The sequence below is a fragment of the Pseudarthrobacter quantipunctorum genome (assembly GCF_045291495.1).
In the GTDB taxonomy this organism is placed as follows: Bacteria; Actinomycetota; Actinomycetes; order Actinomycetales; family Micrococcaceae; genus Arthrobacter; species Arthrobacter quantipunctorum.
Window position 1 is genome coordinate 3,936,358 of sequence record NZ_CP148033.1, and the last position, 22,905, is coordinate 3,959,262.

Here is a 22,905-nt window from a genome sequence, read left to right on the forward strand (position 1 = left end):
CCGCAAAATTGGGTCTTGACCCAACCCGCTTGCGACCTTTAGTTTAGACCGTGACCTAAATCACGCGTTCGAAATATTTCGAAACCGCAGGTAGAGTTCACGCCTACATTTGCAACGAAGCAATCTCAGATGGAGACGCAATGAAGCAATCCCAGACCTCCCGGCGCTCATTCCTCGCCCTTGCTGCCCTCACCCCCTTCGCCGCCATGACGGCCACTGCCTGCGGAACGTCGGGACCGGGTTCCTCCAGCAGCGGCGGTGGCGCCAGCATGTGGTACCTCTCCGGCGAACCGAACCAGACCACCATGCAGAAGGCCGTGGACGCCTTCACCGCCGCGAACCCGGACAACAAGATCGCCGTGACCTACTTCCAGAACGACGCCTACAAAACCAAGATCAAGACCGCCATCGGCGCCGGCCAGGCACCCACCATCATCTACGGCTGGGGCGGCGGCACCCTGAAGACCTACGCCGAGGCCAACCAGGTTGACGATCTCACCGGCTGGTTCGACGAGAACCCGGACCTGAAGGAGAAGTTCTTCCCGGCGTCGTTCGGTGCGGCCACGGTCAACGGAAAGATCTACGCACTGCCCAACCAGTACGTCGCCCCGATCGTCCTGTTCTACAACAAGGAACTGTTCGAAAAGGCGGGGGCCCAGCCGCCCAAGACCTGGGATGACGTGATGTCCCTGGTCAAGACTTTCAACGACATGGGCGTGGCACCCTTCTCCCTGGGCGGCCAGTCCAGGTGGACCTCCATGATGTGGCTGGAATACCTGCTGGACCGCATCGGCGGCGCCGAAGTGTTCACCGCCATCTTTGAGGGCAAGCCGGACTCCTGGATGCATCCCGCCGTCATCGAAACCGGAACCAAGATCCAGGAGCTCGTCTCCGCGGACGGGTTCATCAAGGGCTTCTCGTCCATCGCCGCGGACTCCAATGCGGACCAGGCCCTGCTGTTCACGGGCAAGGCCGCCATGATGCTGCACGGTTCCTGGACCTACGGCGCCATGAAGAAGGGCGGCCAGAACTTCGTCCAGGACGGGAAGCTGGGGTTCGTTCAGTTCCCAACGGTTGCCGGCGGCAAGGGCGATCCAAAGAACGGCGTGGGAAACCCGGCCCAGTACATGTCGATCTCCTCCAAGGCAACGGACGCGGAAAAGGAGACGGCGAAGAAGTTCTTCAAGGACGGCATCCTGACCGAGACGGTCATCGATACCTACATCAACTCCGGCTCCGTCCCGATCGTCAACGGCATCGAGGACAAGCTCAACAGCTCCGAGGACAAGGACTTCCTGAACTTTGTCTACGACCTGGCCAAGAACGCCCCCAACTTCCAGCAGTCGTGGGACCAGGCCCTGAGCCCCACCGCGGCTGAAGCCCTGCTGAACAACATCGACCAGCTGTTCCTGAAGTCCATCACCCCGCAGCAGTTCGCCGAGAACATGAATGCAACCCTCGGAAAATGAGTAACGCCGTAGCCACCACCCGTAAGGCCAGGCCGGCAGCTCCCGCCGGGACTGGCCCAGGCAAGGGCGGAGACCGTAACGCCGCCCTTGCCTGGCTGACTGTGCCTGCGCTGTTCTTCTTCCTGGCATTCGCCGTGGTGCCGCTGGCCGGTGTCCTCATCCTGAGCTTCGCCAGCTGGGACGGCATCGGTGCCATCGGGGCGGCGGGGCTGGGCAACTGGTTCTCCGTGCTCGCGGACCCCGGGCTGTACAACGCCCTGGGGCTGACGTTCCTGATCATGATCGCCTCCTGGCTGGTCCAGACCCCCATCAGCCTCCTTTTGGGTGTCTTCACCGCGGGAAGCCAGCGCTACCGGGCCGCCTTGGCCGTGCTGTACTTCCTGCCACTGCTGCTTTCATCGGCAGCAGTCGCCATCGCGTTCAAGGCCCTGCTGGACCCGAACTTCGGCCTGGCAACCGGGCTGGGACTGCCCTTCCTGGCGCAGGACTGGCTGGGCGTCCCCCACCTGGCCCTGGGTCTTGTCATCTTTGTGATCGCCTGGCAGTTCGTCCCCTTCCACACGCTCATCTACCAGGGCGGGGTCCGGCAGATTCCCAAGTCGCTCTATGAGGCAGCGGAAATCGACGGGGCGGGAACCATCAAGCAGTTCTTCCACATCACCCTCCCCCAGCTGAAGTACACCATCATCACCTCCTCCACCCTGATGGTGGTGGGGTCCCTGACGTACTTCGACCTGATCTTCGTCCTCACCGGCGGCGGCCCGGGCAACTCCACCCGGATCCTGGCCCTGGACATGTACCTGCGGGGCTTCCGGGCCAACCTCATGGGACCGGCCAGCGTCATCGCCGTCATCCTCGTACTCATCGGCCTTGCACTCGCTTTGTTCCTCCAGCGCCTTGGAGGCAAGGACAAGCAGGGCAGCCAATTGGAAGGAATGTAGGGTGAGCACCGTCCTGACAAGCAGCACGGAGGAAACTCCCACGGGCACCCCGGCCGGCTCCCCCGCCAAGCGGGGGCTCGGTTCCCGGATGAGGCGGCTCAACGTCCCGGCAGGCCTGGGCGGCTGGATCTGGCTGGCCATCATCATCATTCCGGTGTACTACGTGGTCATCACCAGCCTGAAGACCCAGGAAGGGTACTTCGGCCAGAATCCGCTGGCGCTTCCCACGTCCCCGACGCTGGAAAACTACCAGATGGTCCTCGAGGCCGACTTCGCCACGTACTTCATGAACAGCACCATCGTCACCTTGGGTGCCGTCATTCCCACCGTGCTGATTTCCTTCATGGCCGCCTTCGCGATAGTCCGGGGCAAGGGCAGGTTCCTCAAGCTGGTCAACGGCATGTTCCTGATGGGACTGGCAATCCCGCTGCAGGCCACCATCATCCCGATCTACCTGATGATCATCCGGCTGAACCTTTACGACAGCCTGCTGGCGCTGATGCTTCCCTCCATTGCCTTTGCCATCCCGCTCACGGTGCTGATCCTGTCCAACTTCATCCGCGACGTCCCGAACGAACTCTTCGAGTCGATGCGGCTGGACGGCTGCAGTGAATGGCAGACCATGTGGCGGCTTGCCCTGCCACTGACCCGCCCCGCGATCGTGACCGTCGCCATCTACAACGGCCTGCACGTCTGGAACGGTTTCCTGCTTCCGCTGGTCCTCACCCAGAGCCCGGGCCTGCGCGTCCTCCCCCTGGCGCTGTGGACCTTCCAGGGCGAATACAGCGTCAACATCCCGGCCGTGCTCGCCTCGGTTGTGCTCAGCACCCTGCCAATCCTGGTGCTCTACGTGGTGGGACGCCGGCAGCTGCTCAGCGGCCTCACCGCCGGCTTCAGCAAGTAGCCACCAGGATCTCCACGAAAGGACAGACACATGACCCCCGCACAGCCCCTTCGCGTCGGCATGGTGGGTTACGCCTTCATGGGCGCGGCCCACTCCCACGCCTGGCGCACCGCACCACGGTTTTTCGACCTGCCGCTGCAGCCCCAACTCACCGCCGTCGCCGGCCGGAACGCGGAGGCCGCCCGGGCGGCCGCGGACAAGCTGGGCTGGGACTCGGTGGAGACGGACTGGCGCCGCCTGATCGAGCGCGACGACATCGACCTGATCGACATCTGCACGCCCGGTGACACCCATGCCGAGATCGCAATCGCAGCCCTCGAGGCCGGCAAGCACGTGCTGTGCGAGAAGCCGCTGGCGAACTCCGTGGAGGAAGCCGAGCGGATGACCCTCGCTGCGGAGACCGCGGCCAAGCAAGGTGTCATGTCCATGTGCGGCTTCAGCTACCGCCGCACCCCGGCACTCGCGCTGGCCAGGCGGTTCGTGGAGCAGGGCAGGCTGGGCGAGATCCGCCACGTCCGGGCGCAGTACCTGCAGGACTGGCTCTCCGACGCCAACGCCCCCATGACCTGGCGGCTGGACAAGAGCAAGTCCGGGTCCGGCTCCCTCGGCGACATTGGGGCGCACAGCATCGACGCCGCGCAGTGGGTCACCGGCCAAAGCATCACCGGCGTCTCGGCACTGCTCGAAACGTTTGTCCCGGAGCGTCCCCTTGCCGGCGACCTTGTGGGCCTGGGCGGCCACGGCGACCTCAGCGGCGACGCACCGCGCGGGAAAGTCACCGTGGATGACGCCGCCATCTTCAGCGCAAAGTTCGACGGCGGCGCTGGCGCGGGCGCGATCGGCGTCTTTGAAGCCACGCGGTACGCGCTGGGCCGGAAGAACGCCATGCGCCTGGAACTGAACGGCACCAAAGGCTCACTCGCCTTCGATTTCGAGGACATGAACGTCCTGTCTTTCTACGACGCGGCGGAGTCCCCGGACGCCGGCTTCCGGAAAATCTTCGTCACCGAACCCGAACACCCGTACGTCGGTAACTGGTGGCCCACCGGCCACGGCCTGGGCTACGAGCACGGCTTCACCCACCAGGTGGTGGACCTGGTCACCGCAATCGGAGAGGGCCGCCAGCCGGAACCGTCCTTCGCGGATGCCCTGCAGGTCCAGCGGGTCCTGGCCGCCGTGGAGGCAAGCGCCACCAACTCCAGCCAGTGGCAGAAGGTCTAGGGACCGTGAACACAGGAACAGGAGAACGATCACCCATGACACGACCAATCACGCTTTTTACCGGGCAGTGGGCCGACCTGCCGTTCGAGGAGGTGGCCCGGCTCGCCGGCGAGTGGGGCTTTGACGGGCTGGAAATCGCCTGCTGGGGCGACCATCTGGACCCCCGCCGCGCCGCGGAGGACGACAACTACCTCCAGGGCCGGCTGGACATCCTGGAGAAAAACAACCTCAAGGTCTTCGCGATCGCCAACCACCTCACCGGGCAGGCCGTGTGCGACGATCCCATCGACGAACGCCACCAGGGCATCCTGTCGGCGGAGATCTGGGGCGACGGCGAACCGGAAGGAGTACGCCGGCGGGCCGCGGAGTCCATGAAGGACACAGCACGGGCCGCCGCGCGCCTGGGCGTCAAGACCGTCACAGGGTTCACCGGCTCCTCCATCTGGAAGGCAGTGGCGATGTTTCCGCCCGCCCCGGAGGCAATGATCAACGCCGGCTACCAGGACTTCGCCGACCGGTGGAACCCCATCCTGGACGTCTTCGAGGAGGTGGATGTCCGGTTCGCCCTGGAGGTCCATCCGTCCGAGATCGCCTACGACTACTGGACTGCCAAGCGCACCCTGGAGGCCATCGGGCACCGCAAGAGCTTCGGGCTTAACTTCGACCCTTCCCACTTCATCTGGCAGGACCTGGATCCCGTGGTGTTCCTGCAGGACTTCGCGGACCACATCCTCCACGTGCACGTCAAGGAATCAGTCCGCCAGCTTGATGGCCGCAACGGGCGCCTGGGCTCCCACCTGGCCTGGGCGGACCCCCGGCGCGGCTGGGACTTCGTCACCGCAGGGCACGGGGACGTCCAGTGGAACCGGATCTTCCGGACCCTGAACGCCATCGGCTACAGCGGGCCCACCAGCATCGAGTGGGAGGACGCCGGCATGGACCGGCTTGTCGGCGCACCGCAGGCGCTGGCCATGGTCAAGGAACTCGCCCGGATCGCCCCGCCGGCAGCCGCTTTCGACGCCGCCTTCTCCAGCCGCTGACCCAGACTTTCCGGCCCAGACTTTCCGGCCCACGGCCGGCAGCCAAACAAAAGGAAACCCCCGACATGACAGAACGCAAGAACGCCCTAGTGGTCCGCGGCGGCTGGGACGGCCACCAGCCGTACGAGGCCACGGAACTCTTCATCCCCTACCTCAAGGACAACGGCTACGACGTCCGCGTGGAGGAATCTCCCAAGGTGTACGCCGACGCCGAATACATGGCCGGCGTGGACCTGATCATGCAGTGCATGACCATGACCACCATTGAAAAGGACGAGTTCGCAGGGCTGCGGGCCGCCGTGGAAAACGGCACCGGCCTGGCCGGCTGGCACGGCGGCATCGCCGATTCGTACCGCAACAACTCCGACTACCTGCACCTGATCGGCGGGCAGTTCGCCTGCCACCCCGGCAAGCACCCGGACGAGTGCGTCGGCGAGCAGTCGGACAACTACGTTCCCTACACCGTGAACATGCTCCCGGCCGCCGCGGAGCACTCCATCACCCGGGGCATCTCCGACTTCGACCTGGTCACCGAGCAGTACTGGGTGCTCTCCGACGACTACATCGACGTCCTGGCCACCACCACGCAGAAGGTCCGGGAGTGGGACCCCTGGAACCGCGAAGTCACCTCCCCCGCCATCTGGACCCGCCAGTGGGGCAAAGGCCGCATCTTCGTCGCCACCCCCGGCCACAGGGTCGAAATCCTCCAGGACACCAACGTCCGCACCATCATCGAAAGGGGCCTGCTGTGGGCAAGCCGTTGAAAGTCGGAATCATTGGCTGCGGAGCCATCATCGCGCAGTACTTAGCCAACTTCCGCAAACTCGAGCAGGTTGACCTGGTGGCCGTGGCGGACCTGGACCCCGCACGTGCCCAGGCCGTGGCGGATGGCTACCAAGGCGTCCGCGCCCTCTCCGTCGAGGAACTCCTGGCCGCGGACGACGTCGAACTTGTCCTGAACCTGACCATCCCCGCCGCCCATGCCGAGGTGGCGCTGAAGGCGATCGCGGCAGGCAAGAGTGTGTACGGCGAGAAGCCCCTTGCTGCCACCACCGCGGAAGCCCGCCAGGTGCTGGACGCCGCGCGGGAGGCGGGAGTCGCCGTCGGCTGCGCCCCGGACACGGTGCTGGGCACCGGCATCCAGACGGCGCGCAAGGCGATTGATGACGGGCTGATCGGTGCACCCATCTCGGCGAGCGCCACCATGGTGACCCCGGGACATGAGCGGTGGCACCCGAACCCGGACTTCTACTACCAGCCCGGCGGCGGCCCCCTCCTGGACATGGGCCCGTACTACGTCAGCGCTCTCGTCACCCTGCTGGGCCCGGTGGTCTCGGTCATCGGCGCAGCGAGCCACACCCGCAACGAACGCACCATCGGCTCCGGGCCCCGCCAGGGCGAGAAGGTCCCCGTTGACATCGATTCCCATGTGACCGGTGTCCTGGTGCACGCCTCCGGTGCGCTCTCCACCCTGTTCATGAGCTTCGACGCCGTGAAGTCCAAGTCCCCCAACATCGAGATCCACGGGGAACGCGGATCCCTGGTGGTGCCGGACCCGAACCACTTCGACGGCGACGTCCAGCTGTTCTCCCTCGGCGCCGAGGACTGGGAAACCCTTCCCGTGTCCGCCGGCTACGTTGACTCCGGTCGAGGCTTCGGCATCGCGGACCTGGCCTCCACCCCTGCCGGCGTTGAACCCCGCGCCGGCGGAGCGATGGCCTACCACGCCCTCGAGGTGATGGAATCGGTCCTCGAATCAGCCGGCAGCGGGTCCGCCGTGCGCATCAACAGCACTGTGGAGCGGCCGGCGAGCGTTGAGCTGACCGTCCTGGCCGGGGAGCTGGACCGGCTCCAGGCCCAGGAAGCGGTCTAGGCATGGCTTACACAGCCGACAACTGGCCCATCACCGCGGCCATGCTGCCCTTCCCGGGCACCAGCGCCCAGGGAACCCACGTCAACGACGCCGCTCCCTCCGCCTGGGCGGCGGCGTTGACCGAGGTGAAGGAGGCCGGGTTCGCCAACGCTGACCTGACGGACAGCTGGGTCCGCCCCGGTGACCTCAGCCCGGACCGGCTCGCCGAGTTCAGGCAGACGGCACAGGACGTGGGCATCGGCACCCCTGCCGTCTCCGCCATCCGCCGCAGCGTCATTGATGAGCGGAACTGGGAAGCCAACCTGGCGTACAGCCACCGGACCATTGACGCGGCGGCCGAGCTGGGGTGCGAGGTTGTGTCCTTTGGCCTCCACCAGGCCATCACGCCGGAGCAGCAGAAACAGCTTTGGTTCTGGACGGTTGAAGGCCACAAGGACCCGGAGGGAGACCGGGAAACCTGGGGCAATGCGGTTTCGCGCCTCCGGGAACTCGGCCGGCACGCCGCAGAGGTGGGCCTCCTGCTCTCGCTGGAGATGTATGAGGACACGTACCTGGGCACCGCTGATTCCTCTGTGCGCCTTGTCCAGGACATCGGGCTTCCCAACGTGGGCCTCAACCCGGACCTGGGCAACCTGATCCGGCTGCACCGGCCGGTGGAGGACTGGCGGGAGTTGGTGGCCAAGACCCTGCCGTTCGCCAACTTCTGGCACATGAAGAACTACTTCCGGGACGAGGACGCGGCCCGCGATTCGTACGTCACCATGCCGGCTCCCATGGAAAGCGGCCTCATCAACTACCGGGAGGCCTTCAAGGTGGCCCTGGCCGCCGGGTTCCAGGGGATCCTGTGCACCGAGCACTACGGCGGGGACGGCCTGAGTGTTTCGGCCAGCAACCAGGACTACCTCCGCCGCCACGTCCTCCCCAAGACAGCCGGTTACGCCTTGGGCAGCAGCCAGGTGGCCCAGGGCCGGCAGCAGCCGGCGCAGCCCGCCCGCGTGTAATCGCTGCACCACGGCATTTTCAACCCAAGGATTCGATGAGGAAACCATGACCCAGATCTTTGACAACCCCGCAGACTTTGCGGAGGAGGCACTGGACGGCCTGGTGGCAGCCAACCGCGGCTACGTGGCCAGGGTGGACGGCGGCGTTGTCCGCTCCACCGAGGTGCCCGCCGGCCAGGTGGCCGTGGTGGTGGGCGGCGGTTCGGGCCACTACCCGGCCTTCGCCGGCCTGGTGGGGCCGGGCCTCGCTGCCGGTGCGGTGTGCGGCAACATTTTCACCTCGCCCTCCGCCGGGCAGGCGTACCGGGTGGCAAAGGCGGCCAACGCCGGCGGCGGCGTGCTGTTCAGCTACGGCAACTACGCCGGGGACGTGATCCATTTCGGCGAGGCACAGCAGCGGCTCAACACTGAAGGCATCGAGACCCGCACCGTCCTGGTCACCGATGACATCGCCAGCGCCCCGCTGGACCAGATCGAGAAACGCCGCGGCATCGCCGGGGACCTGACCGTCTTCAAGATCGCCGGTGCAGCAGCCGAAGCGGGACTGGACCTGGACGCCGTCGAACGTCTCGCAGTCCGGGCGAACTACCGCACGCGCTCCCTTGGAGTGGCCTTCGACGGCTGCACGCTGCCGGGTGCTGCCGAGCCGCTGTTCCACGTGCCGGCCGGCGGAATGTCGCTGGGGCTGGGCATCCACGGCGAACCGGGGATCTCGGACCATCCCATGCCCACGGCGTCCGAACTCGCCGAACTGCTCGTCTCCGGGCTGCTCCGGGACAAGCCCGATGATGCCGGGGACCGGGTAGTGGCCATCCTCAACGGGCTGGGCAGGGTGAAGTACGAGGAACTGTTCCTGCTCTTCGGCAAGATCGACAAACTCCTCACGGGCGCAGGCCTGACCGTGGTGGAGCCGGAGTGCGGGGAACTGGTGACCAGCCTGGACATGTCCGGCCTGTCCCTCACGCTGCTGTGGCTGGATGACGAGCTGGAGCGCTTCTGGACGGCCCCGGCCGATACCCCCGGGTACCGCAAGGGCAGCCTGGCACCGCGGGCCCGCCGGGAGCTGGCCGCAACGGAGGGCGCCCTGGCCGCCGAGGAGGAAGATACGACGGCGGCAGCAGCCGGGCTGGGCAGGCTGGCAGCCGACGTGCTCGCCCAGGCGAGGGACGCCGTCGTCGACCATGAACGTGAACTGGGCAGGCTGGATGCCATTGCCGGCGACGGCGACCATGGCATCGGCATGCGCCGGGGCGTGGACGCCGCGGTGGCGGCGGCCGGTGAAGCTGGTGGCGCGGGACTTTCGGTCCGCCGCGTCCTTACCGCGGCAGGCGAAGCGTGGAGTGAGCGCGCCGGCGGCACGTCGGGGGCGCTCTGGGGATCCGCCCTGGCGGCGGCCGGGCGGGCCCTCGGCAACAAGGACTCGTACAGCGGCGGGGACGCGGCGGCCGCAGTGACCGCCTTCGCGGACGCCGTCACCACCCTGGGCAAGGCTGATGTGGGCGACAAGACCATGGTGGATGCACTGCTTCCCTTCCGGAACGCCTTCGTTGCGGCGTTCGACGGCGGCACGCCAGTGACCGGGGCGTTGGCCTCCGCGGTGACCGCCGCCCGGCAGGCGGCCGACGCCACCGCATCCCTGCGCCCGCTGAAGGGGAGGGCGCGGCCGCTGGCCGAAAAGAGCCTGGGCCACCCGGATCCGGGAGCGGTGTCCTTTGCGCTGATCGCCACCCGGGTCTCTGATTACTTCGAGTCTTCGCCACCCCTGTCCTCTCCCAGGGCGGCCGCTGTGGCTGCCGGACAAGGGGCCCAGGCATGAGCGCCGGCGCTGCGGCGGGATGGCGGATCGTCATCGGAAACGACGAGGCCGGCGTCGAGTACAAGGACGCGCTGAAGGCGATGCTCGAGGCTGACAGCCGCGTTGCGTCCGTCCTGGACGTGGGCGTTGGTGCCGGCGACACCACCGCGTACCCGCACGTCGCCGTCGACGCCGCCCGCAAGGTGGCCCAGGGCGAGGCGGACCGCGCCCTGCTGATCTGCGGCACCGGACTGGGTGTGGCCATCGCGGCCAACAAGGTCCCGGGAATCCGGGCGGTCACGGCCCACGACGGGTACTCGGTGGAGCGCTCGGTGCTGAGCAACAACGCGCAGGTCCTCACCATGGGCCAGCGCGTCATCGGCCTGGAACTGGCCAAGAAACTGGTGGGCGAATGGCTCGGCTACCGGTTTGACGAGGCCTCGGCCTCCGCTGCGAAGGTGGACGCCATCTGCTCCTACGAACCCGAATCCACGAAAGCAGTCTGACCATGACCGAAAATTTATCGACCCTCACCAGCTCCGGCGGCGTCTCTGGCACTCCCGGCGCGCGGAAGATCGCCATTGTGGGCTCCGGCTACATGGGCGGCGGGATCGCGCAGGTCCTGGCGCTGGGCGGTGCGCGCGTGGCTCTTTCCGATGTGTCCGCCGAGGTGGCCCAGGGAAACTACGACCGGCTCCTGGTCGAGTCAGACCAGTTTGTGGCCGATGGGCTGTTCCCTGCCGGTTCCACCGAGATCCTGAAACAGAACCTGTGGGCCGCGAAGGACATTGAGGAGGCCGTGGCGGATGCGGACTTCATTGAGGAGGCGGTGCCCGAGGTCCTGGCGATCAAGCACCGGACGCTGGCCCGGATCAGCGCCGCTGCGCGCCCGGACGCCATCATCGGCTCCAACACCTCCACCATCTCCATCGCCGAACTGTCCGGGCCGGTCAGCAACCCGGAGCGGTTCCTGGGTGTGCATTTCTCGAACCCGTCGCCGTTCATTCCCGGCGTGGAGATCATCCCGCATGCGGGGACGTCCGCCTCCACTGTGGGCGCCGTCCGTGAGCTGGTCCACGCCGCCGGCAAGCAGACCGCCGTGGTCAAGGACGCCACCGGGTTTGTGCTGAACCGGCTGCAGTACGCGCTGTTCCACGAGGCGGCGCAGCTGGTGGAGCAGGGCATTGCGACGGCGGACGACGTGGACACCCTGGTCCGCACCACGTTCGGCTTCCGGCTGCCCTTCTTCGGACCGTTCGCGATTGCGGACATGGCCGGGCTGGACGTGTACAACTTCTGCTACAAGTCCCTGCAGAAGGAGTTCCCGGAGCGGTTCGCCACCCCTAAAATCCTCAGCGACCTGGTGGAGGCCGGGAAGCTCGGCACCAAGACCGGCGCCGGCTTCCTCAACGTCCCCGCGGAGCGCACCCCGGAGCTGATCGCCTACCGCAACAAGGCGTACGTGGCCATGCAGAAGCTGCTTGATGAGCTGGGGCCGGCGCCTATTGGGTGAGGTTGGGTTCTCGCTGTTCGTGAGGGTTTTCAGGTCTCCGTGAGAGCGCTGCTGCGCTGAGCCAGCGTCCGGAAAATTCCGGTGTGGTCGAGGGCGCCGTCCCCCCGCCCGATCATATCCTCGAAAAGATCCTTGATTACCGTGCTCAGGGGTAGCTCCAGGTGTGCTGCTCCAGCCGCCCCCAGCACGAAGTTGAGGTCTTTCAGCTGGTTTTGGGCGCTGCCGCCACCTGTGAAGTCACCGTCAATCCATCTGTGCCCTTTTTGGCGCAGCACTTCGGAGTCGGCCAGCCCGCCCCGGAGCAGTTCAAGCATGACGGATGGATCGAGTCCCCCGCCGCGCGCGAGAAGCATGGCTTCGGAAACTGCCGTGACCGTGCCGGCGACCACGATCTGGTTGCAGGCCTTGGCCAATGCGCCCGAACCTCCAGGGCCCATGTGCCGGATGGTGCTGCCCATGAACTGGAACGCCGGGGTGACCGAGTTAAACGTGTCCTCGTCCCCGCCCACCATGATGCTCAGGGTGCCGTCCTGGGCGCCCACGGTGCCGCCGCTGACGGGGGCGTCAAGGACCCGGACGCCATGGTCGCGAAGCATCCGTTCGCCGAAGGCCGCCACTGCCCCCGGCGAGACGGTCCCGTGCACGACGAGTATTGGGCTGCTGATGCCCCTAGCTGTCCATCCGGCTATCAGGCCCTCGTCTCCCGGAAGCAACGATTCGACGTGGCCCAGGTCCGGCAACACGGTGAGAACAACGTCAGCGGCCGCCTCAAAAGGTGAGGCCGCAACGCGGGCACCCAGGCCCACCAAGGCTTTGGCCTTCGAAGCAGTTCGGTTCCAAACTGTCAGCTCGCCGTAGCCCTTCAGGAGCCGGCGCGCCATGGGTTCCCCCATCGGCCCTAATCCCATCAGGGCAAGCGCTGGGTGGTCATGTTCAGGCATTGGGATCCTTTAGGGATTAGGGCGTGCAGGTACGTTTTGGGTTGCGAACTGAGGGCAGCGGTTATTGGTCGGTCAGGAGATCAGCCGGCCACAGGATAAGTTGCGGGAAAATGGCCAGCATGACGATGGCAACCACCATGACCGCGTAGAGCGGCACCGCGGCCTTCACGATCTTCTCCATCGGCAGCCCGCTGACATAGGACGCCGCGAACAGGCAGACGCCCACGGGCGGCGTGACCAGGCCAACGGCAAGGGCAGCGACGAGGAAGACGATGAAGTGGATGGGATCCACCCCGGAAGACACGGCCGCGGGCATGAGCACCGGCGTGCAAAGCAGGATGGCTGCGACTTTGTCCATCACGGTTCCGATGATGATCAGGATCAGGCCGATCAGCAGCATGACGATGGTGGGGTCAGTGCTGACGCTCAGCAGCCAGCTGCTGACCTTTGCCGGCAGCCCGTCGATGGTGAAGATATAAGAGGCGACGCCGGCGATCATGGCGATGAGCAGGATGGTGCCGGTGGTGAGCCCGGCGTCCACGATCATCTTGGGCATTTGGCGCCACTTCATGTCCCGGTAGACGTAGATGCCAACCAACAGGCTGTAGAAGACGGCGACGGCGGCCGCCTCCGTGGGCGTGACGATTCCGCTGAACATGCCCACCAGGATGATCACCGGGCCGCCCATGGCCGGGATTCCTTCGAGGACGATCCGAAGGCCCTTCTTGAAAGGTGTCCTTGAGACCTCGCCGTAACCGTGGCGTGCCGACAGGAAGAAATTCACAAGCATCAGGACGAGGATCAGGACAATGGACGGTCCAAATCCTCCCGCGAGTGCCGCGCCTACCGACACGTTCGCGGTCGAGGCGGCGATGATCATGAGGATGCTCGGCGGTATCAGTGAGGACAGGGTAGCGGTGACCATGGTCATCGCTGCCGCATAGGGCCGCGGGTACTTATGGTCAGTCATGGCCTTGATCTCGATCTTGCCGAGGCTGACAATGTCGGCAACCGAGGAACCGGAGATGCCGCCGAAGATCGCGCTCGATGCGATGTTCACTTGGCCAAGGCCGCCACGGAAGCGGCCGAAGATGACTTCGGCGCCACGGAAGATGCGGTCCGAAATACCCCCTCCGGCCATCAGGTTACCGGCCAGGACAAACAAGGGGACCGCAACCAGCAGGAAGCTGTTCATGGAGCTCATCATCGACTGCGGCAACAGGTCAAGGGGGATGTCGAAGATCAGCAGCGTGGCGATGACGCCAATGCCGAGTGAGACTGAGAGCGGAACGCCCAGCAGCAGCAGGAGGAGGAAAATGCCCAGCAGGGTCAGGCTCATGCGATCATTTCTCCTTCGAGGATCCGCTTACGCATATACGGGGAGAAGTAGACGGTCGTGATGTGGGCAACGATGGCCAGTGCCGCGCTGATCACAAGGGGCAGGGTTACCAGGAACATCTTCAGTCCCAGGGCAGGACTGGTCTCTCCGGCGGCGTACTGCTGCAGCATCAGTTCCCACGTCTTGTAGATCAGGACACTGAAGAACACGGTCCCGCAGATGGCGTAGAGATGCATGCTGACCTGCTTAAGCCAGGCTGGTCCCCACGCCACCGCGAAGTTCACCCGGGGGTGCACGGCGGCCCGGAAGCCTGCTGCCATCCCCAAGAAGGTGGTGTCCATGAACAGGAAACGGGTCAGTTCCTCGGTCCATGACAGCGAGGCTCCCATCTGCCGGCTGACCATCTGGGCAGCAAGGCTGAGCAGCATCGCGCAGATTCCGACGAAGAGGAGAGCATCCACGGCCTTCCAGATCAGGCCATGAGGTTCCGAGACTTCGCTTACCGGAACCACCTTGGTGCTATCTTCGGCCGCCCGGTGTTCGGCCCCCCGGGTTGGGGTGGTTCCATCATCATGCACCGGACTCGTCTCCTGCACTGGACCCGTCACCTTAACGTCCGAGGAATTCAAGGCTTGACTGGACGAATTCCTTGCCGACCTTGCCCTCAAGCTCGGGGTAGACCTTCTGCGCTGCCGCCTGGAACTTTTCCCTGGCTTCGGGCGTCAGCTCGTTGATCTTCACGCCTTCGCCCTTCAGCTTCTCGAGGGTTTTCGTGGCTTCGTCGGTGTCGTACTTCGTCTTGAAGTCAGCGGTGTCGTCTGCAGCTTCCTGCAAGACCTTCCTAGTGTCCTCATCGAAGGAGTCCCACTTCTTCTTGCTGAACCCGAGGACAAAGGCGTCGGAGATGTGGCTCGTCAGGGAGAGGTAGTCCTGGACTTCGAAGAACTTGTTGTTCACTGGAACTTCCAGGGGGTTTTCCTGGCCGTCAATAGTGCCGAGTTGCAGGGCGGTGTAGACCTCCTTGAAGTCCATCGGCGTCGGGTTGGCGCCGACTGAGCCAAAGAACTTCACCCAGAGGTCATTCTGAGGTACGCGGAGCTTCAGGTCCTTGAAGTCCTCGGGCTGGGTGATGGGACGCACCGAGTTGGTGGTGTGCCGCGGAGTACGGGTCAGCATGGACACGCCCTTGATGCCCAGCTTGTCCAGTGAGCCCAGCAGTTCCTTGCCCGGCTCGCCTTCGAGGTACTTCGTGACCTCCTCCTGGTCCTTGAAGAGGTAGGGAAGGCTGATCGCATTCATCTTCGGCTCGAAGGACGCGTACACCGAGGTGGACATGATGGTCGAGTCCAGCGTGCCGTTTCCAAGCAGGTTGACGGCGGCGTTCTGGTCCCCGCCGAAGAGGGTGCCGTCGGGGAACGTCTCGACCTTCACCTTGCCGTCACTCAGCTCGGCTACCTTCTCAGCGAAGTGCTTTGCGCTCACGCCCATGGAAGAGGCTGCGGGGTCCCCAAGGCCGAGGCGCACGGTTGTGCTGGCCGCGCCAGCGCCGCCGGTCGCACCCCCGCCGCAACCGGTGAGGACAGTACTAACGGTAAGTGCAACGGCCACAGCTGCGGCGGCCAGGATGCGCTTTGGCATCTGATTCTCCTTTGAATACGTGCTGGTTCCTGACCGATACGGACAGGGGTACTGAAGCTTGGATGGCGGTGATTAAGGCGTCCCGGGCTTTGCGGATGTGGTCGAGAAGGGCTGCTCCTGCTGCTTCCTCATCCCGCTTGCCCAATGCCTTGCAGACGCGGCCTACAGGACAGAGTCGAAGATTGCGGTGTCAGTGGAACCGGTACACTTTTTTACCACAGGGCGGGCGCGGCTGTAAACCATTGAGAAGCGGATGCCAGCTTGTTACTTCGAGAACTGCAGCCGGGCGACGCTGGACCGTTCCACCAGTTCGGCGGCTACGCGTATGACGTTGGGTTTTCCCGACCTCTTGCCCTGCGTGTTGGACAAAGCGAGCTGCACGGAATGCCGGGCGAGCAGATCTATGGGCTGCCTGACGATCGTCAGGGCCGGGGTCATGAGTTCGGTCCAGGGTGAATCGTCGAAGACGATGACGGATAGGGTGCCGGGAATGTCGATTCCGGCGTGGGAGAGGCGCCGCAGAACTTCGGTTACCTGGGCGGTGTTTGCCACCACCAAAGCGGTGGGCGGCTCCTCGATATTGAGCAGTGCGGAGGCGGCGTCTCCTCCCGCTGGCCCGCGGAACGCGGCGTGCCGGATGAGGAGCTCATCCTGCTCCAGGCCAGCTGTCTCCAAGGCTTGCCGGTAGCCGGCGATCCGGTCCCTTCCGGTAGTGGAGGCAGCCGGCCCGGAGATGATTCCGATCCGGCGGTGCCCGTGGGCGGCCAGCAGCGCCGTTGCGGACCGGGCGGATTCAAAGTTGTCGATGCTGACAACGTCCACCTCGGGGAGCGAAGGTATGGATCGGTCGACAAAAACGACCTCAGTGCCCAGATCCTGGAGCTGCTTCCAGATGGCCAGGTTGTTGCCGGTCGGGGTAGCAATAATCCCGCTGACCCTGCGTTCGATCAGGGTCGCCAGACGCTCCGACTCCAGCTGGTCATCCTCCTGCGTCGTCATCAGCAGCACCTGGATTCCGCGAGCGTGCGCTTCCTGCACCACCTGGTCCGCGAGTCGGGCGAAAAAGGGGTTGGAGACATCGGCGAGAAGCAGCCCCAGCGTTGTAGGCGGGCCAAACTTAAGCTCCCTGGCCGCCGTGCGGGGATGGTAGCCGAGGGTCTTCATGACGTCGTTTACCCTGCTGCGTGTAGCTGCAGCGACTGGACCTGACCCCGGATTCAGCACCCGGGAGACCACTGCAACGGACACCCCGGCCGCCTGGGCAACATCGCGGATGGTCGGTTGTTTCTGCACGCCTACTCCTTTGTCTGGCACTTCCTGGACATCTGGAACCTTTTTCAGCCTAGGGCTTGACCTTGGGCCTGCCCCTGTGACATAAAAGTGTACCGGTTCCACTTATTTTACCTTAGTTCGTTTCGACCCGCCTGTTCCGCAGCCTCACTACCAATGGCGGCGAGACGCAAGGTGAAAAGTAAGAGCCCCAAAAGCTGCGGTTGATCCCAGACCAGCCCGCATCCCTTCCGGAACAGCGCCGTATCCCTTGAAAGGCAACCCATGAATCTGCACCATCTCCTGACCCAGCGCGAGGCCGACGGAAAGCCCATCCGGGTCGGCCTGATCGGCGCCGGACGCTACGGGACGATGTACCTGGCCCAGGCAAACAACATCCCGGGCATCCACGTCGTCGCCATCGCGGACATCAACGTCAAGCGCGCTGAAGGTGCTTTTGAACTCGTTGGATGGCCCACAGACCAGATCGCGCCCGACATAGCAACCGCCCTGAGGGACCGCTCAACCGCGATCGTGGCCGATGCTGACGAGCTTTTCGACGTCGACATCGACATCATCGTGGAAGCCACCGGAAACCCCATCGTTGGCGTCAAGCACGCGTTGCGCGCCATCGAAACGAAAAAGCACATCATCATGGTCACGGTTGAAGCCGACGCTTTGGCAGGGCCCGCTCTTGCCAAGCGGGCAGAAGCAGCCGGTGTTGTCTACTCAATGGCATACGGCGACCAGCCGGCCCTCATCATGGAACTTGTCGACTGGGCCCGCACCAGCGGATTCGACGTCGTCTGCGCCGGCAAGGGCGCCAAATTCCTTGAGCATTACCACGAGATGAACCCCGACAACGTCTGGGAAAACTGGGAATTCTCCAAGGAACTCACCGACTCCGGGCAGCTGAACCCCAACATGCACACCTCCTTCCGCGACGGCACCAAGGCCGCCATTGAGATGGCTGCCGTCGCCAACGGGGCGGGACTGGTCCCCTCTGACACCGGGCTGACGTTCACGCCGGGAGACGTTGAGGAAATTGCCTCAATCTGCCGGCCCGCCGACGTCGGAGGAGCCCTCGCACACGAAGGCACTGTCGACGTCATGTCCAGTGTTAACCGCGACGGCACCTGGATCCCCCACAACACTCAGGAAGGCGTGTTCGTCGTCGTGAAGGCCACGAACGCCTACGTCTCCGGCTGCTTCAACGAATACCCCTGGCACCCGGACCCCACCGGCCAGTACGCCGCCCTCTACCGCCCCTACCACTATGTGGGCCTGGAACTGAACGTATCAATCGCCAACGCCGTCCTCCGCGGAATCCCCACAGGTTCACCCATCGGGTTCTTCGGCGACGTTGTCGCCACCGCCAAGAAAGACCTCAAGGCCGGTGAATTCCTTGACGGCGAAGGCGGATACACCGTCTGGGGCCAACTCGTTTCCGCGAAGCACTCCGTCACTACCGGTGCACTGCCGGTCGCGCTGGCCCACCACGTGGAACTGCGCAATGACGTAGCCAAGGGCGGGATCGTCCGCTGGGAAGACGTCATCATGGACGACTCCCTCGCCCAGGCCCTCGAACTGCGTCGTGAAACCGAAGCCCTTGCCCTTGCCCTTGCGACAGCGTCGAAGTAGCTAAGTCTGAAAACCACCCTGCGGGTGTTCGGCGCGGACCGGCGGGCTTTAGCCATCGGTCCGCGCCGCTTCCTCAAGGACCCTTCCCCGCCCCTCAAGGGCACCCTTAAAGCTAAGGACAACTCACCATGACCATCGTCGTCACCGCTGCTTTCAGTCCGAAGGAAGGCGCCTTCGACCGGGTCGTCGCCGCCCTCTCCCCCGCAATCAGCGAAGTGCACCAGGAACCCGGCTGCCTGCTCTACGCGATCCACGAAGCTCCAAACAACCAGATTTTCATGATCGAGAAGTGGGAATCAGCTGCGCTGCTCGATGCCCACGGCCAAGGCGAACCGGTCAAACGCCTGAACGCCTCCCTCGAAGGCCTGCTGGAAAAACCTGTCGAAGTGACCCGCCTGACGCCCATCCCCGCAGGAACAGCACAACAAGGAGCCCTGTAGTGCATCGCCCCATCGTCGTCATGGGCGTCTCGGGTGCAGGCAAGACTGAGGTCGGCGCTGCCCTGGCAGCCCGGCTCGGGGCAACCTTCAAGGACGCTGACGACCTGCATCCCTTGCCGAACGTCGAAAAGATGACGGCTGGCGTACCGCTCACCGATGAAGACAGATGGCCGTGGCTTCGCCTCGTCGGCTCAGAACTCGCGGCCGAACACCCGCATGGGATCGTGGTTGCGTGTTCGGCCCTGAAACGCGCATACCGCGACGCGATCCGCGCCGCCGCTCCTTCCACCAGGTTCATCCTCTTAAAGGTTGACCCTTCGGTGCTGATGGAGCGGCTGGTCCAGCGCCCAGGACACTTCATGCCTCCATCCCTCCTCACCTCACAGCTGGAGACACTTGAAGCCCTGGAAACAGCCGAAGCCGGAATGACGTTGATATCCGAAGGCGGCATTGAAGCACTGGTTGATCAGATTCTGACGAAATCGAGCCAAGAACGTCTCGCAGTGCCGGCAGGTACCGATCAGAACGAAAAGATGATTTTCTAGTCCGACGCCCCTGGGGCGCGTTGATACGTCAGCTCAAGTAGAGCCAAAACTGACGCCTGGCTCTTGGCTGGTCCTCGGAGCAATGGGAATTGATCTATGTCTGAACGAGAAGTCCGGTCCGCCCGCCTACGGCCCGGGGACAATTCTCGTAGGTTATCCACCGCTACTGCTGCCAAGGATCTGCCCAACGGCTCCCGATTCCCAGCCGTGGATAACCTGAATTGACCCCAGCCATGGACGGATCAGTGTCGCCGCCATTTGCGGCCGCGTGATCAGCGAGCAGGTTAGTTCGCCCGGCCGAGGCAGGTTGACGGAATATCCGTTATCGGCACCCGAAGATTGGTGGGTAGTACACGCTAAAGGGGGCTTTCCCGGTGCTTGTCAGGCTGGTCCCGGCTCCCGCTTCAGCGCTGACGGCGCAGCGCGAAGGCGTTAGCGCCGACAATAAGGACTATCCCGGCCCATTCCACCGCGCCAAGTTCCTCATTGAGTGCGATGGCTCCGACGGCCGCAGCGAACACAGGATTGATGCTCATGAAGACGCCAAAGATGTGGGCGGGGACGCTGCGCAGGGCTACCAGGTCCGCAATATAGGGCACGACGGATGCCAGGAGTCCGGCGGCGACGGCGCAAAGCACCGTTGCGGTGTCGGGTCTTTGGGTAATGAAGATGGTGAGCCCGATGGGGAGGAACAGTGCGGCTGACACTCCTGTTGCGGTGGCGGTTCCCTGGACGCCGGGTATACGGTTACCTACCGTTCTGTTCAGCAGGATGTACGCGGCCCAGCTCGATGCCGCGATGAGTGCAAGACCCATTCCGGCGTAGTCTGTGGAAGCCTCGGGTTGTGTGATGGCAACAACGCCCGCACCGGCAATGGCAGCACAGAACATGCTGCCTTTACTTCTGGTTGTGGCTAAGGCAACTGCCAGAGGCCCAAGGAATTCCAGCGTCACCGCCAGTCCCAAGCCGATCCGCTCGATAGCGGCGTAGAGCGAAAGGTTCATCGTTCCGAAGACCAACGCGAGCAGAAGTATCGGCCACCATTGGGAAAGCGTGAAATCCCGGACTCTTGGCCGGACCAGCGGCAGGAGTACCGCGGCAGCAACAAGTTGACGAACTGCAACAACACCGACGGGGCCCACTGCCGGAAAGGCCATCGAGCCACTGGCCGCACCCAATTGGTTTGAGAGGGCACTTGCTACGAGCGTGGCGGTTGCCCGCCCCTGACGCCCTTTCCCTGCTTTATCCATGAATGGATTCTCCGCAACGGCCGCACTCCCCCATAATGCATAAGTACACCCACTAATGCAGATCCTGCATGAATAGACTGGTGGCCATGGACTTCGAGATACGCCACCTGAGATCCTTCCTCAGGGTTACGGAGGCTGGGACCTTCACCGACGCGGCCATCGAGCTGGGTATTTCCCAGGCCGCTGTTTCCCGGAACGTCGCTGCTCTTGAACGGGCATTAGGAGTCCGGTTGCTGGTGCGGACCACCCGCAGCGTGGAACTTACTCCCGCGGGGAAGCGCGTGATAGGTCGCGCCCGCCATGCCCTCTCTGCGCTGGAGGATCTTCAGCGGGAAGCGTCCTCCTCCAAGAGCACCGTAAGGATCGGATATGCGTGGTCTGCCTTAGGCAGACACACCCCTGAATTCCAACGCAGGTGGCCCGCCGCCTTCCCCGACAAAGACCTGCTGCTCATCAGGACAAACACACCTACCGCAGGGCTGGCCGAAGGAACAACCGATCTTGCAATCCTGCGCCGCACCCCGGAACCAGGAACCCTCGACTTCGTCCTCACCGGATACGAGAAACGCTACTGCGCAATGGCAATCGAGGACCCCCTGGCAGCCAAACGAACGGTCACGCTCGCCCAAGTCAGCGACGCCACGGTGGCCATTGATTTGCGTACCGGAAGCACCCGCCTTGACCTCTGGCCCGAAGGAAAGCAACCCGTTCAGACGGTAATCACCAATGACGTGGACGACTGGCTAACGGTCATCGGCAGCGGCAAAGCCCGCGGCATAACCGCTGAATCCACCGCACACCAATACCGAAGGGCCGGATTGGTCTATCGCCTCGTCCGCGACGCGCCGCCAGTCCCCGTCTACCTAGCCTGGTCGAAAACCGACCCTCCCGCGCTCCGAGCCGAAGCAGCCGAACTCATCCGCAGCCTATACGGAGCGCCAGAACTTACGCACTGAGCCGGGAGCTCCTACAGATGGGCACACGCTAATCTGACGTCAGGTTTGGCCGATGAGACGTCAGATTAGGACCCTGCGCCCCATTCCGGACACCGCCCCGCGAAAGGCCTTAGGTCTGAACCTGACACTCATCTCGCCGGGTCCAGATCCTCCGCTACACCAAGGCCATGACCCTGCACCAACCTCACGGAAGCCACTCCCCACCCGCCTCAGCCCTTCCGGTCCGCCCGGTACGCGCTGGGGCTCACCCCGTGCAGCCGGCGGAACTGGCGCGAGAAATAGAACTGGTCGTTCAGCCCGATCTCCTGGCCCACATCGGCAATCGTCAGGTCGGTTGTGTCTAGCAGAAGCCTGGCCCGCGCCATCTTCAGGGCAATGTGGTGAGCCAGCACTCCCCCGCCCGTCGCCTCCCGGAACAACTTGCTCAAGTGCGACGGCGAAACACCCACCACCCTGGCCAGGTCAGGCAGGCGGATGGCACCGTCCACCCGGTCCTCGAGGAATTTCATGGCCTGCTGCAGCGGCGTCCCTTGTTCCGGGAGGCGGCGGTCCACCGCCAGGGTGGCCAGCAGCTTCCAGGCCATCCCGGCCGTGGCCACCAGGCGGGCCGGCGACTGGTCCTGCTCCAGGGCAGTAATGATCTCGTCCAGCATGGCCGTCAGCCGGTCCACCGCCACCAGCGGGATGATGGGCCGGCCGGTGCGCACCCCCGATTCTTCAACGAGTTCGGCAACATCGGACCCGCGGACGTGGCACCACCAGATGGTCCAGGGGTCCTCAGCAGAGGCACCGTACGCATGGGCCTCACCGGTGTTGCCAGGAAGTACGACGGCGGTTGCCTTGCCGACGTCGTACCGCGCACCGCCGGTTTCCACCCACCCCGCCCCCGCGACGCAGAGAAGGACGATGGTTTCGTCCGCGCCCTGGGGCCGGTACCGCCCATGCTCCCCGGCGGCGGGAAACACGCCGGCGTCGGTCACCACCAGCCGCCGCGTGACGGGACGCTCCAGCGCCTCACGGACCAGGGGCCGGGGAACCACCACCAGGCGCTGGTTGGGAAACCCCGTTGCCCGCTCCACCCTGCACTCCTTCCGCCACGAAGTGTCCATGCTATGGCACAACGCCGCAG

Annotated in this window: 22 protein-coding genes; 15 read left to right on the plus strand and 7 right to left on the minus strand. The window is 64.5% G+C overall.

Going from position 1 to position 22,905, the window contains the following annotated elements; genetic code table 11:
- The first annotated feature begins 140 nt into the window (after window positions 1–140).
- The 11 genes from WHH00_RS17965 to WHH00_RS18015 all read left to right on the plus strand — a co-directional run bounded on the left by WHH00_RS17965 (window position 141) and on the right by WHH00_RS18015 (window position 11,757).
- Complete coding sequence (locus WHH00_RS17965) at window positions 141–1,469, plus strand: extracellular solute-binding protein (RefSeq protein WP_406634928.1); 1,329 nt, start codon at window positions 141–143, stop codon at window positions 1,467–1,469.
- Complete coding sequence (locus WHH00_RS17970; RefSeq protein WP_406634930.1) at window positions 1,466–2,410, plus strand: carbohydrate ABC transporter permease; 945 nt, start codon at window positions 1,466–1,468, stop codon at window positions 2,408–2,410. Before WHH00_RS17965 ends, WHH00_RS17970 begins: the two co-directional genes overlap by 4 nt.
- Window position 2,411: 1 nt before the next feature.
- A complete protein-coding gene (locus WHH00_RS17975; RefSeq protein ID WP_406634932.1) occupies window positions 2,412–3,314 on the plus strand; it encodes a carbohydrate ABC transporter permease in 903 nt (300 codons plus the stop codon).
- 30 nt (window positions 3,315–3,344) lie between these two features.
- Window positions 3,345–4,535: a Gfo/Idh/MocA family protein gene (locus tag WHH00_RS17980; RefSeq protein ID WP_406634934.1), complete on the plus strand. Its 1,191-nt coding sequence runs from the start codon at window positions 3,345–3,347 to the stop codon at window positions 4,533–4,535.
- A 35-nt stretch (window positions 4,536–4,570) separates the two neighbouring features.
- Window positions 4,571–5,575, plus strand: coding sequence for a sugar phosphate isomerase/epimerase family protein (locus WHH00_RS17985; RefSeq protein ID WP_406634936.1), 1,005 nt, complete (start codon window positions 4,571–4,573; stop codon window positions 5,573–5,575).
- 65 nt (window positions 5,576–5,640) lie between these two features.
- Window positions 5,641–6,339, plus strand: a complete 699-nt coding sequence (locus WHH00_RS17990) for a ThuA domain-containing protein (RefSeq protein ID WP_406634938.1) — start codon at window positions 5,641–5,643, stop codon at window positions 6,337–6,339.
- Window positions 6,324–7,448 (plus strand): Gfo/Idh/MocA family protein, encoded by a 1,125-nt coding sequence (locus WHH00_RS17995; RefSeq protein WP_406634940.1) that lies wholly within the window; start codon window positions 6,324–6,326, stop codon window positions 7,446–7,448. Before WHH00_RS17990 ends, WHH00_RS17995 begins: the two co-directional genes overlap by 16 nt.
- Window positions 7,449–7,450: 2 nt before the next feature.
- Window positions 7,451–8,449, plus strand: a complete 999-nt coding sequence (locus WHH00_RS18000; RefSeq protein ID WP_406634942.1) for a sugar phosphate isomerase/epimerase family protein — start codon at window positions 7,451–7,453, stop codon at window positions 8,447–8,449.
- A 46-nt stretch (window positions 8,450–8,495) separates the two neighbouring features.
- Window positions 8,496–10,265, plus strand: a complete 1,770-nt coding sequence (locus WHH00_RS18005; protein WP_406634944.1) for a dihydroxyacetone kinase family protein — start codon at window positions 8,496–8,498, stop codon at window positions 10,263–10,265.
- Entirely contained in the window at window positions 10,262–10,750 is a 489-nt protein-coding gene (locus WHH00_RS18010; RefSeq protein ID WP_406634946.1) for a ribose-5-phosphate isomerase, read from the plus strand. The genes WHH00_RS18005 and WHH00_RS18010 overlap by 4 nt, the downstream gene beginning before the upstream one ends.
- 2 nt (window positions 10,751–10,752) lie before the next feature.
- Window positions 10,753–11,757 carry a 3-hydroxyacyl-CoA dehydrogenase family protein gene (locus WHH00_RS18015; protein WP_406634948.1) on the plus strand — a complete coding sequence of 335 codons (1,005 nt, stop codon included), beginning with the start codon at window positions 10,753–10,755 and terminating at the stop codon, window positions 11,755–11,757.
- A gap of 29 nt (window positions 11,758–11,786) precedes the next feature.
- On the opposite strand, the gene WHH00_RS18020 is transcribed toward WHH00_RS18015, so the two are convergent.
- The 5 genes from WHH00_RS18020 to WHH00_RS18040 all read right to left on the minus strand — a co-directional run bounded on the left by WHH00_RS18020 (window position 11,787) and on the right by WHH00_RS18040 (window position 16,968).
- Window positions 11,787–12,698 (minus strand): NAD(P)-dependent oxidoreductase, encoded by a 912-nt coding sequence (locus WHH00_RS18020; protein ID WP_406634950.1) that lies wholly within the window; start codon window positions 12,696–12,698, stop codon window positions 11,787–11,789.
- A 61-nt stretch (window positions 12,699–12,759) separates the two neighbouring features.
- Window positions 12,760–14,037 (minus strand): TRAP transporter large permease, encoded by a 1,278-nt coding sequence (locus tag WHH00_RS18025; protein ID WP_066272894.1) that lies wholly within the window; start codon window positions 14,035–14,037, stop codon window positions 12,760–12,762.
- Window positions 14,034–14,633 (minus strand): TRAP transporter small permease, encoded by a 600-nt coding sequence (locus tag WHH00_RS18030; protein WP_406634952.1) that lies wholly within the window; start codon window positions 14,631–14,633, stop codon window positions 14,034–14,036. Before WHH00_RS18030 ends, WHH00_RS18025 begins: the two co-directional genes overlap by 4 nt.
- A 13-nt stretch (window positions 14,634–14,646) precedes the next feature.
- The gene (locus WHH00_RS18035; RefSeq protein ID WP_406634954.1) at window positions 14,647–15,675 is read right to left on the minus strand and encodes a DctP family TRAP transporter solute-binding subunit; all 1,029 of its coding nucleotides are present in this window, start codon (window positions 15,673–15,675) and stop codon (window positions 14,647–14,649) included.
- Window positions 15,676–15,939: 264 nt separating this feature from the next.
- Window positions 15,940–16,968, minus strand: a complete 1,029-nt coding sequence (locus WHH00_RS18040) for a LacI family DNA-binding transcriptional regulator (protein ID WP_066272886.1) — start codon at window positions 16,966–16,968, stop codon at window positions 15,940–15,942.
- Between the two features lie 261 nt (window positions 16,969–17,229).
- Between WHH00_RS18040 and WHH00_RS18045 the strand changes: the two genes are divergently transcribed.
- From WHH00_RS18045 to WHH00_RS18055, 3 genes are all read left to right on the plus strand, one after another.
- Entirely contained in the window at window positions 17,230–18,585 is a 1,356-nt protein-coding gene (locus tag WHH00_RS18045) for an NAD(P)H-dependent oxidoreductase (protein WP_406634956.1), read from the plus strand.
- A 128-nt stretch (window positions 18,586–18,713) separates the two neighbouring features.
- A complete protein-coding gene (locus WHH00_RS18050) occupies window positions 18,714–19,025 on the plus strand; it encodes a putative quinol monooxygenase (protein WP_406634958.1) in 312 nt (103 codons plus the stop codon).
- Complete coding sequence (locus WHH00_RS18055; protein ID WP_406634960.1) at window positions 19,025–19,570, plus strand: gluconokinase; 546 nt, start codon at window positions 19,025–19,027, stop codon at window positions 19,568–19,570. The genes WHH00_RS18050 and WHH00_RS18055 overlap by 1 nt, the downstream gene beginning before the upstream one ends.
- A gap of 404 nt (window positions 19,571–19,974) precedes the next feature.
- Here the strand turns inward: WHH00_RS18055 and WHH00_RS18060 are convergent, their stop codons facing one another.
- Complete coding sequence (locus tag WHH00_RS18060; protein WP_406634962.1) at window positions 19,975–20,820, minus strand: EamA family transporter; 846 nt, start codon at window positions 20,818–20,820, stop codon at window positions 19,975–19,977.
- 86 nt (window positions 20,821–20,906) lie between these two features.
- Here WHH00_RS18060 and WHH00_RS18065 point away from each other — a divergent pair, with 86 nt between their 5' ends.
- Window positions 20,907–21,776, plus strand: coding sequence for a LysR family transcriptional regulator (locus WHH00_RS18065; RefSeq protein WP_406634964.1), 870 nt, complete (start codon window positions 20,907–20,909; stop codon window positions 21,774–21,776).
- A gap of 209 nt (window positions 21,777–21,985) precedes the next feature.
- Here the strand turns inward: WHH00_RS18065 and WHH00_RS18070 are convergent, their stop codons facing one another.
- A complete protein-coding gene (locus WHH00_RS18070) occupies window positions 21,986–22,855 on the minus strand; it encodes an AraC family transcriptional regulator (RefSeq protein ID WP_406634966.1) in 870 nt (289 codons plus the stop codon).
- Window positions 22,856–22,905: the final 50 nt, after the last annotated feature.

Coding starts and splice junctions, on each gene's coding strand:
- WHH00_RS18010 (WP_406634946.1), top strand. CDS start 10,262: ATGAGCGCCGGCGCTGCGGCGGGATGGCGGATCGTCATCGGAAACGAC.
- WHH00_RS17970 (WP_406634930.1), top strand. CDS start 1,466: ATGAGTAACGCCGTAGCCACCACCCGTAAGGCCAGGCCGGCAGCTCCC.
- WHH00_RS17985 (WP_406634936.1), top strand. CDS start 4,571: ATGACACGACCAATCACGCTTTTTACCGGGCAGTGGGCCGACCTGCCG.
- WHH00_RS18025 (WP_066272894.1), bottom strand. CDS start 14,037: ATGAGCCTGACCCTGCTGGGCATTTTCCTCCTCCTGCTGCTGCTGGGC.
- WHH00_RS18020 (WP_406634950.1), bottom strand. CDS start 12,698: ATGCCTGAACATGACCACCCAGCGCTTGCCCTGATGGGATTAGGGCCG.
- WHH00_RS18050 (WP_406634958.1), top strand. CDS start 18,714: ATGACCATCGTCGTCACCGCTGCTTTCAGTCCGAAGGAAGGCGCCTTC.
- WHH00_RS17965 (WP_406634928.1), top strand. CDS start 141: ATGAAGCAATCCCAGACCTCCCGGCGCTCATTCCTCGCCCTTGCTGCC.
- WHH00_RS18065 (WP_406634964.1), top strand. CDS start 20,907: ATGGACTTCGAGATACGCCACCTGAGATCCTTCCTCAGGGTTACGGAG.
- WHH00_RS18015 (WP_406634948.1), top strand. CDS start 10,753: ATGACCGAAAATTTATCGACCCTCACCAGCTCCGGCGGCGTCTCTGGC.
- WHH00_RS17980 (WP_406634934.1), top strand. CDS start 3,345: ATGACCCCCGCACAGCCCCTTCGCGTCGGCATGGTGGGTTACGCCTTC.
- WHH00_RS18000 (WP_406634942.1), top strand. CDS start 7,451: ATGGCTTACACAGCCGACAACTGGCCCATCACCGCGGCCATGCTGCCC.
- WHH00_RS18035 (WP_406634954.1), bottom strand. CDS start 15,675: ATGCCAAAGCGCATCCTGGCCGCCGCAGCTGTGGCCGTTGCACTTACC.
- WHH00_RS18060 (WP_406634962.1), bottom strand. CDS start 20,820: ATGGATAAAGCAGGGAAAGGGCGTCAGGGGCGGGCAACCGCCACGCTC.
- WHH00_RS17990 (WP_406634938.1), top strand. CDS start 5,641: ATGACAGAACGCAAGAACGCCCTAGTGGTCCGCGGCGGCTGGGACGGC.
- WHH00_RS18005 (WP_406634944.1), top strand. CDS start 8,496: ATGACCCAGATCTTTGACAACCCCGCAGACTTTGCGGAGGAGGCACTG.
- WHH00_RS18045 (WP_406634956.1), top strand. CDS start 17,230: ATGAATCTGCACCATCTCCTGACCCAGCGCGAGGCCGACGGAAAGCCC.